The organism is Streptomyces sp. 17_S59, from assembly GCF_056930295.1.
Genome location: NZ_JBXOWD010000001.1, coordinates 5,553,395 through 5,567,542 on the forward strand (window position 1 = coordinate 5,553,395; position 14,148 = coordinate 5,567,542).

The window sequence follows — 14,148 nt, forward strand, 5'->3', positions numbered from 1 at the left end:
GTCAGTATGACGCCGTGTTGCCCAAGCGGCTGGCGGGGAACATCTGCCCGCCGAGCGTACGGTCGGTGCTACGGCACAGGCACGGACGTTACCAATTGCTGCTGGCGGTGGGACGGGTTGGTGCCGTCATCGTAGGTGGTCACCGACGTGGTGTAGTCCACCTGGCCGTTACCCGATGCCGCCACCGTGTTGCCGAAGTAGTCACCGATGAAGGTGGGGTTGCCGGTGCCCGATTCGCTCGGCGCGTTCAGCTGGGGATCGAAGGCGTGCATCGAGAGCCGGACGTTGTGTCCGATCGGGCTGAGAGCAGGGCGGTAGAACTGGATCGCGGTGTTGACGCAGTAGTTGGTCGCGCCGTAAGGGGGCAGGCTGCCCGAGTAGTTGGGGTTGGACCGGTCGAGGGCAATGCCTGCCGCGTTTGCCTCCGGGGTTCCGGATACAGGGCAAGCGAGGCGTCGGTCGTAGAAGGCAACGCTCACCGTGCCGTCGGGGGCGGCCGTCAGGCTGGGCTGGAACTCGTCCACCGGGGAGGCATTGTCGTTCACCTGGATCGGGGAGCTCCAGGTTGCCCCGCCGTCGTAGGACGCGGTGAGCAGGATGTTGCCGACACCGGTGCTGTAGTCCTCGTACGCCGTGTAGAGCGGGTAGTGACCGTTCACCGCCTTGGGGCCGACGGTGAAGGTGTTCTCGATCCCGTCCCGGAAAGTGGTGTTGGCGTACCTGCCCGACGGCGCGGTGATCCCGCTGAACGGCGTTCCCGCTGTCGTCCAGGTTGCGCCGTTGTTCGGGGGCTCGGGCAGCGGTATCAAGGTGAGGAACGGTAGAGGTTGGTGGGGTACACGACAAGACAGGTGGCGCAAAGTGGAAGGGCGGCGGATCGTCGCCCGCGTACCAACAGAGTCGTCGTAGCAATGAGTGCTGGAAGATCAGGGTCTGCCTGGACGTTGTCTCCAGGCGTGAAGATCAGCGAAGCATCCAGAGTCAGCGGCGTGAGTGCGAGATCGTTGCGGTACTACGAGGACGAGGGCTTGATCGTCCCTGGTCGTTGCAGCAACGGGTTCCGCGACTACTGCCAGTCCACTGTCGACCGGGTGCTCGCCATCCGCTCGCTGCTGGAGTCCGGGCTGCCCGTGCGGTTGATCAGGGAAGTTCTGCCCCGTCTTGCTGACGGGCCTGGTGCGGGCACCGATGCCGACACTGATGCGGTGTGCGCGGAGTTCCTGCAGGAGGTGCAGAGCTATCGCGATCGACTCGCTGCACGTATCGCCGTTCTCAGCGACCAGCAGGCGGCACTCGACACCTACCTGCGAGAGGCCCGCCGCGCTGATCAATGACCGTCACTTGACCTTGACGTAAGTGTGAGACTCCTACGTTCAGCACATGGAGATCAACGAGCAGCAGCACACCGCCGAGCAGACAGTACGAGCGCTGGTCCAGCAGTCGCACCGGGGGCCGAAGGATCTGACTCTCACGACCGATCGGCGCCGCCCCACCCCGGGGCCCGGCGAGTACCTGATCCGCGTGGGCGCCGCCGGGGTCAACTTCGCTGACGTCATGCAGACCCATGGCACCTATGGAGGCGGCCCGACGGCGCCCTATGTGGCGGGCTTCGAAGCCGCCGGCGAGATCGTGGGTGTCGGCCCGGCCGTCGAGAGCCCGCTTCCGCTCGGGACCCACGTCGTCGGCACTGGCCCGGGCGCCTTCGCGCAGTACATGACGATGCCGGCCGCGGGCGTCCTCCCCGTGCCTGACGGTTGGAGCGACGCCGAGGCTCTCGGCCTTGTGCTGAACTGGGCAACCGCCTTGGCGGCACTGAAGCCGCTGGGCGAGATCAAAACTGGTGACGCGGTGCTCATTCATGCCGCGGCCGGAGGCGTGGGGCAAGCCGCCGTCCGCCTCGCTCGCCACTACGGTGCACGCGTGATCGCCACGGCGTCACCGGCCAAGCACGACACCGTCAAAGCACTGGGCGCCGACGAGGTCCTGGACAGTGCGCGCCCCGACCTGGCCGAAGAGATCACCCGCCTGACCGGCGGGGTCGACCTGGTCCTGGAATCGGTGGGACAGGCCATGTTCGGGGTCAGCCTGTCGGTCACCAAACCCTTCACCGGACGCATCGTCGTGTTCGGTGCCGCTTCCGGCGACGCCACTCTGACCACGCACGACCTGGTCTTCACCCACCAGGTCCAGGTCAAGGGCCTGCACATCGGTGCGCTGGCAGCCGCAGCCCCGTCCCTCTACCAGTCGTTGCTCGTCGAGATCGAGGCACTGATCGCCCAAGGCGTGTACCCGCCCGGCACTCCCCAGGTTCACCCCCTGGCCGAGGGGGCGGCAGTGCTGCAGCAACTCGAAGCGGGCCGGACCCATGGCAAGCACGCCCTCGATCCCTGGCGCTAGGAACGAACGCCTGTGACTCACCGCAATGCCCCGCCGTCCCCCCCCGTTGCAAGTCCTGTGGAACGCCGATTCCTGCTCCGGCGAGAACCGTGCGCGGCAGGCCTGAAGGCGCGTTCCCTTTCGCATGGATGAGGTGTTCCTCGCCCCGCGCCCCGGAGACAGCCGTTCCCAAACCCCATTCAAACCGGACCGCAACCCGCCCGCGCCACGATCGGTGTGCGGCCGGGAGAGACCGGTTGCGGTGACGGGAGGGGAGTGCTCACGTGCATTTGACGGAGATCCTTCGGCTCAGGCCGGTCCCGGCCGCCGGGGTCTACTTCGGGCTCACCCGCAGGTGCCCGCTCCACTGTCGGCACTGCTCCACCGACTCGCTGATGGACAGTGAGCAGTACTCGGCCCGGATGTTCCTGCGGTTCGCCGACACCTTCACTCCCGAGAACCGGCCCGAACTCACCCTGATGTCGGGGGGCGAGGTGATGCTCCGGCCCCGGCTGGTGCGCGGGATCGCCGAGCGGGCCAGGGCGGTGGGGTCGCGCAGCCAAGCGCTGTCGGGACTGTTCTTCGCAGGGAAGCCCCGCATACCCCGGGCGATCCGGGAAGCCATTGATGCACTGGACCACTTCTCCGTGAGCACCGACCGGTTCCACGAGGAGGAGGTGGACCGGGCGGCCGTCTTCCGGGTGCTGCACGAGTTGCTGGACGACGGCAAGGACGTCAGCGTGCAGATCACCGGGGAGGGGCCGGACGATCCCTACCTCGCCGACGTCACCTCGGCGTTCCGCCGGGAGTTCGGTGACCGCGTCCCCATGCTGGTGGTGCCGCTCGTGCCGATGGGACGGGCCAGGGAGTGGATGGAGCAGCGGCCACCGGCGGCCTACCCGCTTACTGCCGCGCCCTGTTCGCTGGCCTGCTGGCCCGTCATCGGCTTCAACGGGCAGGTCACCGCCTGCGGCAACCAGGACGTGATGGACGGGGCGGTGCCCATGCCGCCCCATCTCTTCCTCGGCCACATCGCCCGTGACGACTGGGAGACCGTGCGACAGCGGGCGCTGGGCTCGCCGATGCTGGAGGCGATCCGGACGTACGGACCGGAGCACCTGATGGAACGGTTCTCCGGGGAGCGCACCTGTGAGGGGTACTGCGCCAGCTGCTGGAAGATGGCAAAGACGCCCGGAATGCGGGAAAAGGTACAGGAGCTGGTGCTGCTTCCGTCTGCCGCGGTGGTGCGGGGGGCCGTGGAACGGATGACGGCGGACGCCGGGGCGGTCGGGTTCGCCCGGCGCTGGGGGATCGATCGCTACGCCGACCTCGTCACCTTGGGCGGCCCGAGCGAACGGGACCTGACATGCACCGGCTGACGCACGACGAGATCCTGCGGATCCGGCGGACGCCGGGGGCGACGTTGCTGCTCTTCATCACCGACCGCTGCCCCGTCGGATGTGCGCACTGCTCGGTGGACTCCCGCCCGGACAGCCCGAGGATCACGGACTTCGTCCTCTTCGAGCAGATCGTCGACCTGCTCTGCGCCGACCCCGTCAGCACCATGATCGGTGTCTCGGGGGGCGAGCCGTTCGTCGAGCGGCGTGGGCTCTCGTTTGCCGCCCGGCGGATCACGGAAGCAGGAAAGGACCTCGTCGTGTACACCAGCGGCGTGTGGGGCGCGGTGGCCGACCCGCCCCGCTGGATCCACGAGGTCCTCGACCGCTGCCGCTGCGTCTACCTCAGCACGGATGCCTACCACGAAGCCGGCACCGGACCGGACCGGTTCGTCGGTGCCGCCCGCGCGATCGGCGGCCATGGACTGCCGATCATCGTGCAGGTGGTGGACGAGGGCGGCGCGCTCGCGCGGGCCGAGGAGCTGCTGCGGGCCGCATTCGGCTCCGCCTGGCAGGAGCATGCAGAGCTGGTGCCCACCGAGGGGCTCCCGCACGGGCGGGGGGCGGGGCTCTTCTCGCGGGACCGGCGAGTTGCCGGGCGGCAGCTGGGCCGCTGCGGGGCCGTCGACTCGCCGGTGGTCCGCTACGACGGGCGGGTGACCGCCTGCTGCAACGAGACGGTGCTGATGGGTGGCGGTCCGGCGGCGCTGCGCCGGGACTGTGCCAGTGGGCCCGAAGTGAGGGCGGCGATCGAGGAGTTCGGCCGAGTCCCGCTCTTCCGGGCGCTGAGTACGGTCGGCGGCGGACCGCTGACCGCTCTTCCCCGGTTCGGTGATCTGGCGGACCGGCGGTTCACGGACATCTGCGGGCTCTGCTGGACGATGACCCGCCGGGCCGGGGCCGCCGAGGACGACGCACTGCTGCGGGCGATCGGACTCCTGGAGAAGGGGATGCGCGCATGACCGGGGACGCGTTACGGGCGGCTGCAGGCCCGTACCACCGGAACGGTTCCGACCGCAACAATTCCGACGGCAACGGCAACGGCAACGGCAACGGCAACGGCAACGGCAACGCCAACAGCAACGGCTTGCGCCGCAACAGCGAGCTGGTGCGCGGCAAGATCGACCTGGTGATGCCCCGCTTCTTCGCTCTCACCAGAAAGGCGTGGAACTCCCCGGCAGTGGGCGGACTCTACCCCCGCTATCTGTGCCTGTTGCACACCGCCATCCGTGCCACGGTGCCGCTCATGGACCTCGCCCTGGAGCGTTCCCGGGCACTGGCCTCCGTCGATCCGGTCGCCGAGGGACTGCTCGAGTACCTCGCCCGGCACCGGCGGGAGGAGCAGGGCCACGACGAATGGGTCCGCGAGGACCTGCGCGTCCTGGGGTGCGACGCGGACGCGTTGCTGCAGGAGATGCCCGGGCCCATGGTCGCGGAGCTGGTGGGGGCGCAGTACTACTGGATCCGCCACCACCACCCCGTCTGCCTCCTCGGCCACATCGCGGTGCTCGAGGGCTATCCGCCGTCGAGGGAACTCCCCGGTCTCCTCCGGGAGCGGACCGGCTATCCGGCCGAGGCGTTCCGGACTCTGCACCGGCACGCTGCGCTCGACGTCCGCCACCGGGACGAACTCTTCCACATCCTGGACCGGTTGCCGCTCACCGCCGATCACCACTGTGCCATCGGGGTCAGCGCCTTCCACACGGTCCAGAAGGTGTCGGTGCTCGTCGAGGACCTGCTCGCCGCCTCGGCCGAGCCGGTGTGAGGGAGGCGGAGCATGCGGAAGCCTCGCGCCGCCGGACTCTTCACCCCAATCCGGAACCGTCAGTACCGGCTGCTCTTCGCCGGTCAGCTGCTCTCCGGCTTCGGTGACTGGGCCGACTTCGTCGCCCTGGTGTCACTCGTCGCGTACGGGTGGCAGGCCGGAGCCGGGGGGCTGGCAGCGGTCGCGGCCGCCGCGGCGGCGCCCTGGCTCCTGGTGGCGCCGGTGGCGGGGGTCTGGGCGGACCGGCTGCCGCAGAAGCGCACGTTGATCGCCTGCGATCTGCTCCGCGCCGCGCTGGTGCTGTGCTACCCGCTCGCCCCCGGCCTCCCCGTGCTCCTGGCGCTGGTGTTCGCCAAGATCTCGCTCAGCACCCTCTTCTCTCCCGTCCAGCAGTCGGCGCTCACGCTGATCGTGCCCCGGTCGTCCCTGCTGGCCGCCAACTCGCTGAGCGGCTTCGCCGGTCAGGTCTGCAAGGTGGTGGGGCCGGCTCTGGGCGGGGTGCTGCTCGCGGTGTCGGGCACCGGCGGTGCTTTCGTGGCGGACGCCTCGACCTTCGTCGCCTCGGCGCTGATCCTCTCCCGGCTCACCCTGCCGCCCCGTACGGGCCGGCGGGGCCCGGCCGCGGCGGCCGATCCCCGGCGGGGCCGGTTCGCCGGAGAACTGCGCGAGGGCGTTGCGTTCGTCCTCGGCAGCCGTACCCTGCGGACCGCCGTCACCGGCCTCTCGGCCACGGTGTTCCTGGTTCTCGCCTTCGACACGCTCTCGCCCCTGGTCCTCGTCAGGCTCGGGGTGTCGCCTTCCCTCTACGGGGCCGCCATCGCGGCGGTGGCGGTAGGCGCTGTCACCGGGACCGTGGTGGTGGGGCAGTGGGGACAGCGCTGGAACGTCTTCGCGGTGCTCGCGGTCTCCCAGGCGGCGACCGGTGTGCTGGTCGCTCTGGTCGGTGTGGCAGCGCTGACCGGCCTCCGGACGGCCGCCGTGTTCTGGGCGCCGGTCGCCGTGGGCATCGGGCTCTGCTCGGCCGGCATCCTCGTGGTCTTCGGCTATCTCGTGCAGCGGTCGACCCCGCAGGAGCTGATGGGCCGGGTCACCGCGGTGGTCAACGTGGTGCCCACGGTGCTGCAGATCTCGGCGCCGCTGGTGGGGGCCGCCCTCGCCGCCTGGATTGGCCTTGGCTGGGTGCTCGCCGGTGCCGGTCTCGGACTGGCCGCCCTGGGCGCCCTCTTCCTGTGGCGGCGCCCGGCGGAGCCGGCCACGGATCCCTCAGACGACGCCGGGCCGACTCGGCCCGAGCGTCCTGCCCCGCCAGGAAAACAGTCAGAAAAACACTCAGGAAAGGACGAAACCGTCATGGCCTTCAACCCGATCGACGCACTGACCGAGCAGGGGCACGACTTCACGGGCGCGACCCCGGAGCAGATGGCCGTCATCGCGGCGCTCACTCCGGAGGAGGTGGACGTTCTCAACTCCGTCAAGGCGAGGCTGAACGGCGAGGTCGTCAGCCACGAAGCCGGCGACGGCTACTTCGTCTGGTAGCAGGCCCGGCCCACCGGGTCCGGCGTGGTGGCCTTGCCCCGCGCCGGACCCGGCACCGGAGGACTACAGGAGGAGACCCCGATGGAATCCGACGCCACGTTCGGCGCGCTGATCGCCGCCGGACTCCCGGTCGAGGCGTTGACCGCCGAGGAGTGTGAGGTGCTCGCCGCGCTGTCGGCGGAGGAACTCGCGGTGCTCGCCGGCATCAAGCGGCGACTCGACGAGGTCGAGCCCGACGTCGTCGCCCACCACATGGTCGGCGGCCTGTTCTTCTGACCTCGCGGCGATTCTGACCCTTTCTGACCCTTTCTGACCCTTGCGACGCTTTCTGGAGGGGCCATGGTCTGCCCGGCGTGCGACGCACCGCACACTGCCGGCGCCCGGTTCTGCGCGGCCTGCGGACGCCCGCTCGGGGCCGGCGACCGGGCCGTGCGCAGCCGCCGCACGGTGACGGTGGTCTTCGGCGACCTGGCGGGCTCCACCGTGCTGGGCGAACGGCTCGACCCGGAGGCGCTGCGCGAGGTCATGCTGCGGTACTACGCCCTGATGCGCGACTGCCTGGAACGGCACGGCGGAACGGTGGAGAAGTTCATCGGCGACGCGGTCATGGCGGTGTTCGGCGTGCCCCGGGTGCAGGAGGACGACGTCCTGCGCGCCGTCCGGGCGGCCTGGGACATGCAGTGCGCGATGGCCGGGCTCAACGATGCGCTCGGCTCCGGGCTCCGGGCCCGCCTGTATCTCCGGGTCGGCGTCAACACCGGGGAGGTGCTCTACTCGCGGGAGTTCGGCGAGGGGCATGCGATGGTCTCCGGCGACACGGTCAACGTCGCCGCCCGGCTCCAGCAGCACGCCCCCGACGGCGGCATCCTGCTCGGCGAGGTGACCCACCAGGTGGTCGCGCCGTACGTCACCACCGAGCCGGTGGCGCCGCTGACCGTCAAGGGGAAGTCCCGGCCGTTGTCCGTGTGGCGGCTGGTCGCCCCCGGCCCGGACCCCCGCCGGGATCGGCGGGCCGCCGCGGTCCCGTTGATCGGACGCGAACAGGAGCTGCGTCAGCTGGAGTTCGTCTGGGAACGCTGCCACGATCGGCGCGGCTGCCACCTGTTCACGCTGCTCGGCGACCCCGGGGTGGGCAAGTCGCGCTTGGCGGCGGAGTTCTCGGGCGGACTGCGGGAGCGGGGCGCGTCCGTCGCGGTCGTCCGCTGCCAGCCCTACGGCGGCGGTGGTGCCCTGCAGCTCCTCGCCGACCTGGTACGGCAGCTGCTCGGGCAGCCGGTGGACGCGGGTGCCGCGCTGCGGGAGCTGCTGGCGGGCCGGGACGGCGCGGCCGCCGCGCGGCTGCTGGCGGACGTGCTGAACGGCGCCGCCCCCGCCGCCGAGCCCCCCACCGCCGACGACATCTTCTGGGCCACGGGCCGCTTGCTGGAGAACCTCGGCGCGGACCGCCCCGTGTGCCTCGTCCTCGACGACCTGCAGTGGGCGCAGCCGACGCTGCTCGACCTGATCGACCACCTCGCCGACTGGACCGCCGGAACCCCGCTGCTCCTGCTCTGCCTGGCCCGGGTCGACCTGCTCGACCTGCGCCCGCAGTGGGGGAGCGGCAAGCTGTCGGCGACCTCGCTGGTGCTGGGGCCGCTGTCGGACGCCGACTGCGCAGCGCTGGTGGCCGCCCGGGCGGAGGTCGCGCTCCACGGGGAGGCCCAAGCCGAGACGGCTGCCGTGCGCCGGGTCGCGGAGGTCGCCGAGGGGAATCCGCTCTTCGCCGAGCAGCTGGTGGAGGTGCTGACGGACGGCGGTGCGCCGGACGAACTGCCCCCGACCGTCCAGGCACTGCTGGAGGCGAGGCTGGACCGACTGCCCTCGGCCGAGCGGGAGCTGCTGGAGCGCGCCTCGGTCGTCGGGCGCGAGTTCACGGTGGCCGGGCTGCGGGCCCTGGAGCAACCCGCCGACGGCGGCCGGCTCGCCCGGCTCCTGCAGTCGCTGGTGCGGCGCGGGCTGGTGGAGCCGGTCGGCCGGCGCCCCGGCGGGGCGGCGTACCGGTTCGTCCATCTGCTCGTCCGCGAGGTCTGCTACGCGGGGCTCGCCAAGCGTCAACGGTCCCTGCTGCACCGGCGGTACGCGGGATGGCTGGAGACGGCGGAACCGGGGCGTCACGAGCTGATCGGGCGGCACCTCGCCGAGGCGCACCGCCACCACCGGGAACTGGGGGATGTCCTGGGCCCGCTGGGCCCGGCACCGGACCCGGACGGGGCGGGTGGCGAGGACACCGCGCGGCTCGGGGCGGACGCGGCCCGGCACCTGCGGCTCGCCGGGGAAGGGGCGCTGGCGCGCGGCGAGTGCTCCTGGGCGGCGGAACTCCTCGGCCAGGCGGCCGAGCTGGCGGAGCCCGACGCTCCCGCCCGGCTGCGGCTGGCCGAGGCACTGATCGCCACCGGGACGCCCGCCCGCGCCCGGGAACTGCTGGCCCCGCTCGTGGAACCGCTCCCCGGACCGGGACCCCGCCGCGACCCGACGACCACCGGCGACCCGTGCCCGGCGGCGCACGCCCGGCTGCTCCTGGCCTACCTGGATGTGCCCGAACGGGGCATGGCACAACTGGTCGCCACCGCCCGGCGCACGCTTCCGGTCTTCTCCTCGGCCGGCGACGAGCTGGGCCGGGCCCGCGCCCGGCTCTATGTGGCGCACGGGCGGCAGGCCGGCGGCGGCTACGGCGAGGCGACCCGCGACTTCGAGGCGGCCCTGGAGGCGGCCCGCCGCTCGGGTGCCGTCCTCGAGCAGGCGACCGCGCTCGGCGGGCTGGCGGTGACCCTGTGGCTGGGACCGGAGCCCGCCCCGGCGGCGATCGCCCGCTGCCGCGCCCTGCTGGCCGGACACGCGGTGGAGCGGCCCGCGGTCCGGGCGGCGCTCTGCTGCCCGCTCGCGGTGCTGCTGGCCATGCGCGAGTGCTTCACGGAGGCCCGCGACCTGGTGTCGGAGGCGGAGCGGATCGCCGACGAGCTGGGGGTGGCGGCGCCGAAGGCGGCGATCCAGACCTTCGCGGGCCTCGTGGAGACGCTCGCCGGCGAGGACGAGGCCGCCGAACGACGGCTGCGGCTCGCCTGCGAGATCGGAGCCCGGACCGGCGACCGGGACGCCGTCGTGACCGCCGGCAATGGCGCGGCCGCCGTGCTGCTCGACCGTGGACGGCCGGAGGAGGCCGCGGAACTGCTCCGCCTCGCGGGCAGGGAGACCGGCCTGGAGTCACCGCTGCAACTGGCGGAGGGGCTCTCCGTCCGGGCCCGGCTGGCGGCCCTGCGCGGGGACCATGAGCGGGCCCGGCGCCTGGCCGCCGAGGCGGTCGGGGCGGCCGCCCGTACCGACTCCCCGGCGGGGCAGGCCCACGCGCTGCTCGGCCTCGCCCGGGTGATGACGGCCGGCGGCGACCGGGCCGAGGGGCGGGCGGTGGCCGACCGCGCCGCGCGCGCCTTCACGGAAAAGGGCCACCGGGTCGGCGCGGGGTGGGCCGCGGAGCTGCGGGACGGAGCAGGGCCGCGATGACCGCCTCGCACCGTGGCCACCCCGGCGAGCGGCTCGCCTGGCGGCTGACGGATGTGCCGGCCGACGGAGAGGCACTGACCCTCCACAGCGCCTGGCCCGGCCCGCCGCCCCCCGCGCCGCCGGTCGTCAGCAGCGGTGCGGGCGTGCGGGTCTGCGTCCTGGACAGCGGCGTGGCGCCGGACCACCCGGCCGTGGGGCGGCTCGACGGCGCCTACGCCGTCACCACCGGGCCCGACGGGCAGCAAGTGGTCGAGCCGGACGGGACCGGCGACACCTGCGGCCACGGAACGGCCTGCGCGGGCATCATCCGCTCGCTCGCACCCGACTGCGAGCTGGTCGGCCTCCGGGTGCTCGGCTCGGGCCTCTCCGGCACCGGAGAAGCGCTGCTCGCCGGGTTGCGCTGGGCGATCGACCAGCGGTTCCACGTGGTCAACATGAGCCTGTCGACGGCCCGCCGGGAGTTCGTACCCCGGCTGCACGAGCTTGCCGACGCCGCCTACTTCGCCGGCACGGTGCTGGTCGCCTCGGCACACAACCTGCGCGTCGAGAGTTTCCCGTGGCGGTTCTCCTCCGTCGTCTCGGTGGGCAGCCACGACCTGCCGGATCCGCTGCACATCCTCTACAACCCGGTGCCGCCCGTCGAGTTCTTCGCGCGCGGGGCGGACGTCCCGGTGGCCTGGCTGGACGGCGCCACCCGCCGATGCACGGGCAACAGCTTCGCCACCCCGCACGTCGCCGGGCTCTGCGCCCGGTTCCTCGGCGCCCATCCGGGCCTCACGCCCTTCCAGGTGAAGGGCCTGCTGCACCTCGCGTCGGCGAACGTCAGGAGTACCCCATGAACCGTCAGGAGGAGCTTGCCGCCGCACTCGCCGTGGCCGGCTCCGACACCGGCCACCAGGAGCTGCTGCGTTCGGTCGTCGACACCGCCCGTGGCGTCTTCGGCGCCCGGGCCTGCTCCATCACCGGGCTCGACCCCGCCACGGACGAGCTGGTCTTCGAGGCCGTCTCCGGCGAGGGCGAGGAGTTCCTGGTCGGTGGGCGCTTCTCCGCCGGGCGTGGCATTGCGGGCTGGGTGCTGACGTCGGCGGAGCCCATGGTCGTCGACGACCTCACGGATCACGCCGTCTTCGACCGGGACTTCGCGGAGTCCACCCGGTACGTGCCGAGGGCCCTGATGGCAGCGCCCCTGGTCCACGGCGATCGCGTCCTCGGGGTCCTGGAGGTCCTCGACCGGGACGCCGGGCACCGGTCGGCCCTGCGCGACCTCGACTGGCTGGGCCTCTTCGCGGCGCAGGCCGCGCACGCCCTCGCGCTGGTCCAGCGGGCCCGGACGGCGCGCCGGGTGCTGCACGGCGAGACCTCCGCCGAACTCGCCGAGGTGGTGGAGGTCGTCCGGGCCTTCTCCGCGCTGCCGGCGGACCGCCGTGCGGCGGGCCGCACCCTGCTGCAGGCACTGGCCGGGGCACTGCGGACCGGGCCCTGACCCGGGACGGTGCCCACACCACCGTCCCGCGGTGGCCGAAGGCTTCCGGAGAAGGCCGCTTCCGGTTCCTTCACCACCGTTGACTGACCACATCAATCCGCGGAATCTACACGCGAATTGCGAAAACAAGGGGGGCGGCCATGGAGTTCGGCGTGCTGGGCTCATTGGAGGTGCGGGCCGAGGGCGAAAGGGTGGCACTGGGCCGGGGCAAGCCCCGCTTCCTGCTGGCGGCGCTGCTGTGCCACCCCGACCGGACGGTGTCCACCGGGCGCCTGACCGAGGCGCTGTGGTGGGAGAACCCGCCGCGCACGGCAGCCAAGAACCTCCAGGTGAACGTGTGCCACCTGCGCAAGGCGCTGCGCGTCGACGGCGACCGGCCCCGGGTGCTGAGCAGACCCGGCGGCTATCTGCTCGCCGCGGACCGGGAGGAGACCGACGTCGGCCGCTTCGAGCAGCTCGCGTCCGAGGCGGCGACCGCGGTGCGCCGCGCCGAACTCGAGCGTGCCGACGAGCTGTTCCGGCGGGCGCTCGCCCTGTGGCGGGGCCGCCCCTTCGACGGGCTGGAGTGCTCGCCCGTGATACAGCGGGAGTGCATCCGGCTGGCCGAGCGGCGGCTGGTGGTCGCAGAGGCGGCCGTCGACACCAGGCTCGCCCTCGGACTCCACGACGAGGCCCTTCGCGACCTGGAACCGCTTGTGGCGGACAACCCGTTCCGGGAGCGCCTGCGTGCCCAGCAGATGGTCGCGCTCTACCGGGCGGGTCGCCAGGCGGAGGCGCTCTTCGTCTTCGCCTCGGTGCGGCGGATGCTCGTCGAGGAGCTGGGGCTGCAACCCGGCGTCGTCCTCCAGCGGTTGCAGCAGGCCGTGCTGGAGGGGAGGAGCGAGGTCGACGCCCCGGGGGCGGCCTTCGGCGGGGCGTCCTTCGGGGCGGCCGCGGCGGCACGGAAGGTCAGGCTCCGGGGCAATGACAGCCAGTTGCCGTCCGGCGCGGCCGACTTCGTGGGCCGGGAGGCCGTCTCCGCCCGCCTCACTGCCTTGCTGGACCCCGGCGGCGCGCCCCGGGATTGGACGCTCGCGGTCGTCTCCGGCCCGGTCGGGGCGGGGAAGTCCACCCTCGTCAACCGGGTGGCGCGGACCGTTTGCGACCGCTACTCCGGCGGCCTGCTCTACGCCGACCTGCGGACCCCGGTCGGCACCCCCTGCCAGCCGGCCGACGCGCTCACCGAGCTGCTGCGCGCCACCGGGTTGCCGGGCAGGGCCGTGCCCGAGTCGCCGGCCGACCGGATCCGGCTCTACCGGGAGCGGCTGCACGGCTGCCGGGTCCTCGTCGTGCTCGACAACGCGGTGGACGAGGCCCAGGTCGGCCCCCTGCTGCCGACCACCGGAGGCTGCGCCACGGTGGTCACCAGCTGCTCCCGCCTCGCCGGGCTCAGCGGATCCTGGGCGGTGGAGGTCGGCGAGCTGCGTCCTCACGAGGCCGTGGAACTGCTCGGCCGCGTCGCGGGCGAGCGCCGGGTGGCCGCGGAGCCGACGGCTGCCGCCAGGCTCGTACGGGCCTGCGGCCTGCTGCCGCTGGCCGTCCGCATAGCGGGCGCCCGCCTGGCGACCCGTCCGCACTGGTCGCTCATGCGACTCGCGGAACTCCTGGAGGGCCCGGACGGCCTGGCCGAACTCGTGGTGCCCGGGCTCGACATGACGGCGAGCCTGGCCCGTGGCCTTTCCGGCGCCCGCCCCGGCGACCTGCGGGTCACCGCCGAGCTTGCCGGCCTGGTGGCGGGGTTCACCCCGCGCGAGGCGGCGGAGCTGCTGGAGTTCTCGCCCGCACGGGCCGAGTACCTGCTGGACCACCTCTGCGATCTGCGGCTGGTGCAGCGTGACGAAAGGGGCCCGGGGGCACTGCCCCGGTACCGGATTCCGCCGCTGGTGGGGCAGTTCGTCCGGTCGGCGCCCGGACACCGCGACCCGCGCCGTCCGACGCGGACCGGTGCCTGTCCGGACGAGCGCCTACGGGTCGGAGCCGTGGACCGGGGCCCGGCGGGTGCCTGAGCCCGGGAC

12 protein-coding genes are annotated in these 14,148 nt (G+C 72.7%); 11 read left to right on the forward strand and 1 reads right to left on the reverse strand.

All coding sequences use genetic code 11. The features are described from left to right. Positions 1 to 68: 68 nt before the first annotated feature. Entirely contained in the window at positions 69 to 809 is a 741-nt protein-coding gene (locus AC1Z4A_RS25255; protein WP_483682148.1) for a sialidase family protein, read from the reverse strand. A 147-nt stretch (positions 810 to 956) separates the two neighbouring features. On the opposite strand from AC1Z4A_RS25255, the gene AC1Z4A_RS25260 reads away from it, so the two are divergent. The 11 genes from AC1Z4A_RS25260 (at position 957) to AC1Z4A_RS25310 (ending at position 14,139) form a co-directional block, all read left to right on the forward strand. After that, positions 957 to 1,334 carry a MerR family transcriptional regulator gene (locus tag AC1Z4A_RS25260; protein ID WP_483682149.1) on the forward strand — a complete coding sequence of 126 codons (378 nt, stop codon included), beginning with the start codon at positions 957 to 959 and terminating at the stop codon, positions 1,332 to 1,334. Positions 1,335 to 1,380: 46 nt separating this feature from the next. Further along, a complete protein-coding gene (locus AC1Z4A_RS25265) occupies positions 1,381 to 2,397 on the forward strand; it encodes an NADPH:quinone oxidoreductase family protein (protein ID WP_483682150.1) in 1,017 nt (338 codons plus the stop codon). Positions 2,398 to 2,771: 374 nt separating this feature from the next. Then, positions 2,772 to 3,755 carry a radical SAM protein gene (locus AC1Z4A_RS25270; protein WP_483682151.1) on the forward strand — a complete coding sequence of 328 codons (984 nt, stop codon included), beginning with the start codon at positions 2,772 to 2,774 and terminating at the stop codon, positions 3,753 to 3,755. Further along, positions 3,743 to 4,735 carry a radical SAM protein gene (locus tag AC1Z4A_RS25275; protein WP_483682152.1) on the forward strand — a complete coding sequence of 331 codons (993 nt, stop codon included), beginning with the start codon at positions 3,743 to 3,745 and terminating at the stop codon, positions 4,733 to 4,735. The genes AC1Z4A_RS25270 and AC1Z4A_RS25275 overlap by 13 nt, the downstream gene beginning before the upstream one ends. Beyond that, positions 4,732 to 5,538 carry an iron-containing redox enzyme family protein gene (locus AC1Z4A_RS25280; protein ID WP_483682153.1) on the forward strand — a complete coding sequence of 269 codons (807 nt, stop codon included), beginning with the start codon at positions 4,732 to 4,734 and terminating at the stop codon, positions 5,536 to 5,538. The genes AC1Z4A_RS25275 and AC1Z4A_RS25280 overlap by 4 nt, the downstream gene beginning before the upstream one ends. Before the next feature lie 12 nt (positions 5,539 to 5,550). Continuing rightward, positions 5,551 to 7,074 carry an MFS transporter gene (locus AC1Z4A_RS25285; RefSeq protein WP_483682154.1) on the forward strand — a complete coding sequence of 508 codons (1,524 nt, stop codon included), beginning with the start codon at positions 5,551 to 5,553 and terminating at the stop codon, positions 7,072 to 7,074. 81 nt (positions 7,075 to 7,155) lie between these two features. Continuing rightward, complete coding sequence (locus AC1Z4A_RS25290) at positions 7,156 to 7,350, forward strand: aroma-sacti cluster domain-containing protein (protein ID WP_483682155.1); 195 nt, start codon at positions 7,156 to 7,158, stop codon at positions 7,348 to 7,350. 63 nt (positions 7,351 to 7,413) lie between these two features. Next, positions 7,414 to 10,611, forward strand: coding sequence for an ATP-binding protein (locus AC1Z4A_RS25295; protein WP_483682156.1), 3,198 nt, complete (start codon positions 7,414 to 7,416; stop codon positions 10,609 to 10,611). Continuing rightward, on the forward strand, positions 10,608 to 11,450 hold the full coding sequence (locus AC1Z4A_RS25300; protein WP_483682157.1) for a S8 family peptidase: 843 nt from the start codon (positions 10,608 to 10,610) through the stop codon (positions 11,448 to 11,450). Before AC1Z4A_RS25295 ends, AC1Z4A_RS25300 begins: the two co-directional genes overlap by 4 nt. Further along, positions 11,447 to 12,094, forward strand: coding sequence for a GAF domain-containing protein (locus AC1Z4A_RS25305; protein WP_483682158.1), 648 nt, complete (start codon positions 11,447 to 11,449; stop codon positions 12,092 to 12,094). The genes AC1Z4A_RS25300 and AC1Z4A_RS25305 overlap by 4 nt, the downstream gene beginning before the upstream one ends. 140 nt (positions 12,095 to 12,234) lie before the next feature. Beyond that, positions 12,235 to 14,139 (forward strand): AfsR/SARP family transcriptional regulator, encoded by a 1,905-nt coding sequence (locus AC1Z4A_RS25310; protein ID WP_483682159.1) that lies wholly within the window; start codon positions 12,235 to 12,237, stop codon positions 14,137 to 14,139. Positions 14,140 to 14,148: the final 9 nt, after the last annotated feature.

Excerpts from the sequence above, each read along its gene's own strand:
- AC1Z4A_RS25280 (WP_483682153.1), top strand. The coding sequence starts at position 4,732 with ATGACCGGGGACGCGTTACGGGCGGCTGCAGGCCCGTACCACCGGAAC.
- AC1Z4A_RS25275 (WP_483682152.1), top strand. The coding sequence starts at position 3,743 with ATGCACCGGCTGACGCACGACGAGATCCTGCGGATCCGGCGGACGCCG.
- AC1Z4A_RS25270 (WP_483682151.1), top strand. The coding sequence starts at position 2,772 with ATGGACAGTGAGCAGTACTCGGCCCGGATGTTCCTGCGGTTCGCCGAC.
- AC1Z4A_RS25290 (WP_483682155.1), top strand. The coding sequence starts at position 7,156 with ATGGAATCCGACGCCACGTTCGGCGCGCTGATCGCCGCCGGACTCCCG.
- AC1Z4A_RS25295 (WP_483682156.1), top strand. The coding sequence starts at position 7,414 with ATGGTCTGCCCGGCGTGCGACGCACCGCACACTGCCGGCGCCCGGTTC.
- AC1Z4A_RS25285 (WP_483682154.1), top strand. The coding sequence starts at position 5,551 with ATGCGGAAGCCTCGCGCCGCCGGACTCTTCACCCCAATCCGGAACCGT.
- AC1Z4A_RS25305 (WP_483682158.1), top strand. The coding sequence starts at position 11,447 with ATGAACCGTCAGGAGGAGCTTGCCGCCGCACTCGCCGTGGCCGGCTCC.
- AC1Z4A_RS25300 (WP_483682157.1), top strand. The coding sequence starts at position 10,608 with ATGACCGCCTCGCACCGTGGCCACCCCGGCGAGCGGCTCGCCTGGCGG.
- AC1Z4A_RS25310 (WP_483682159.1), top strand. The coding sequence starts at position 12,235 with ATGGAGTTCGGCGTGCTGGGCTCATTGGAGGTGCGGGCCGAGGGCGAA.
- AC1Z4A_RS25265 (WP_483682150.1), top strand. The coding sequence starts at position 1,381 with ATGGAGATCAACGAGCAGCAGCACACCGCCGAGCAGACAGTACGAGCG.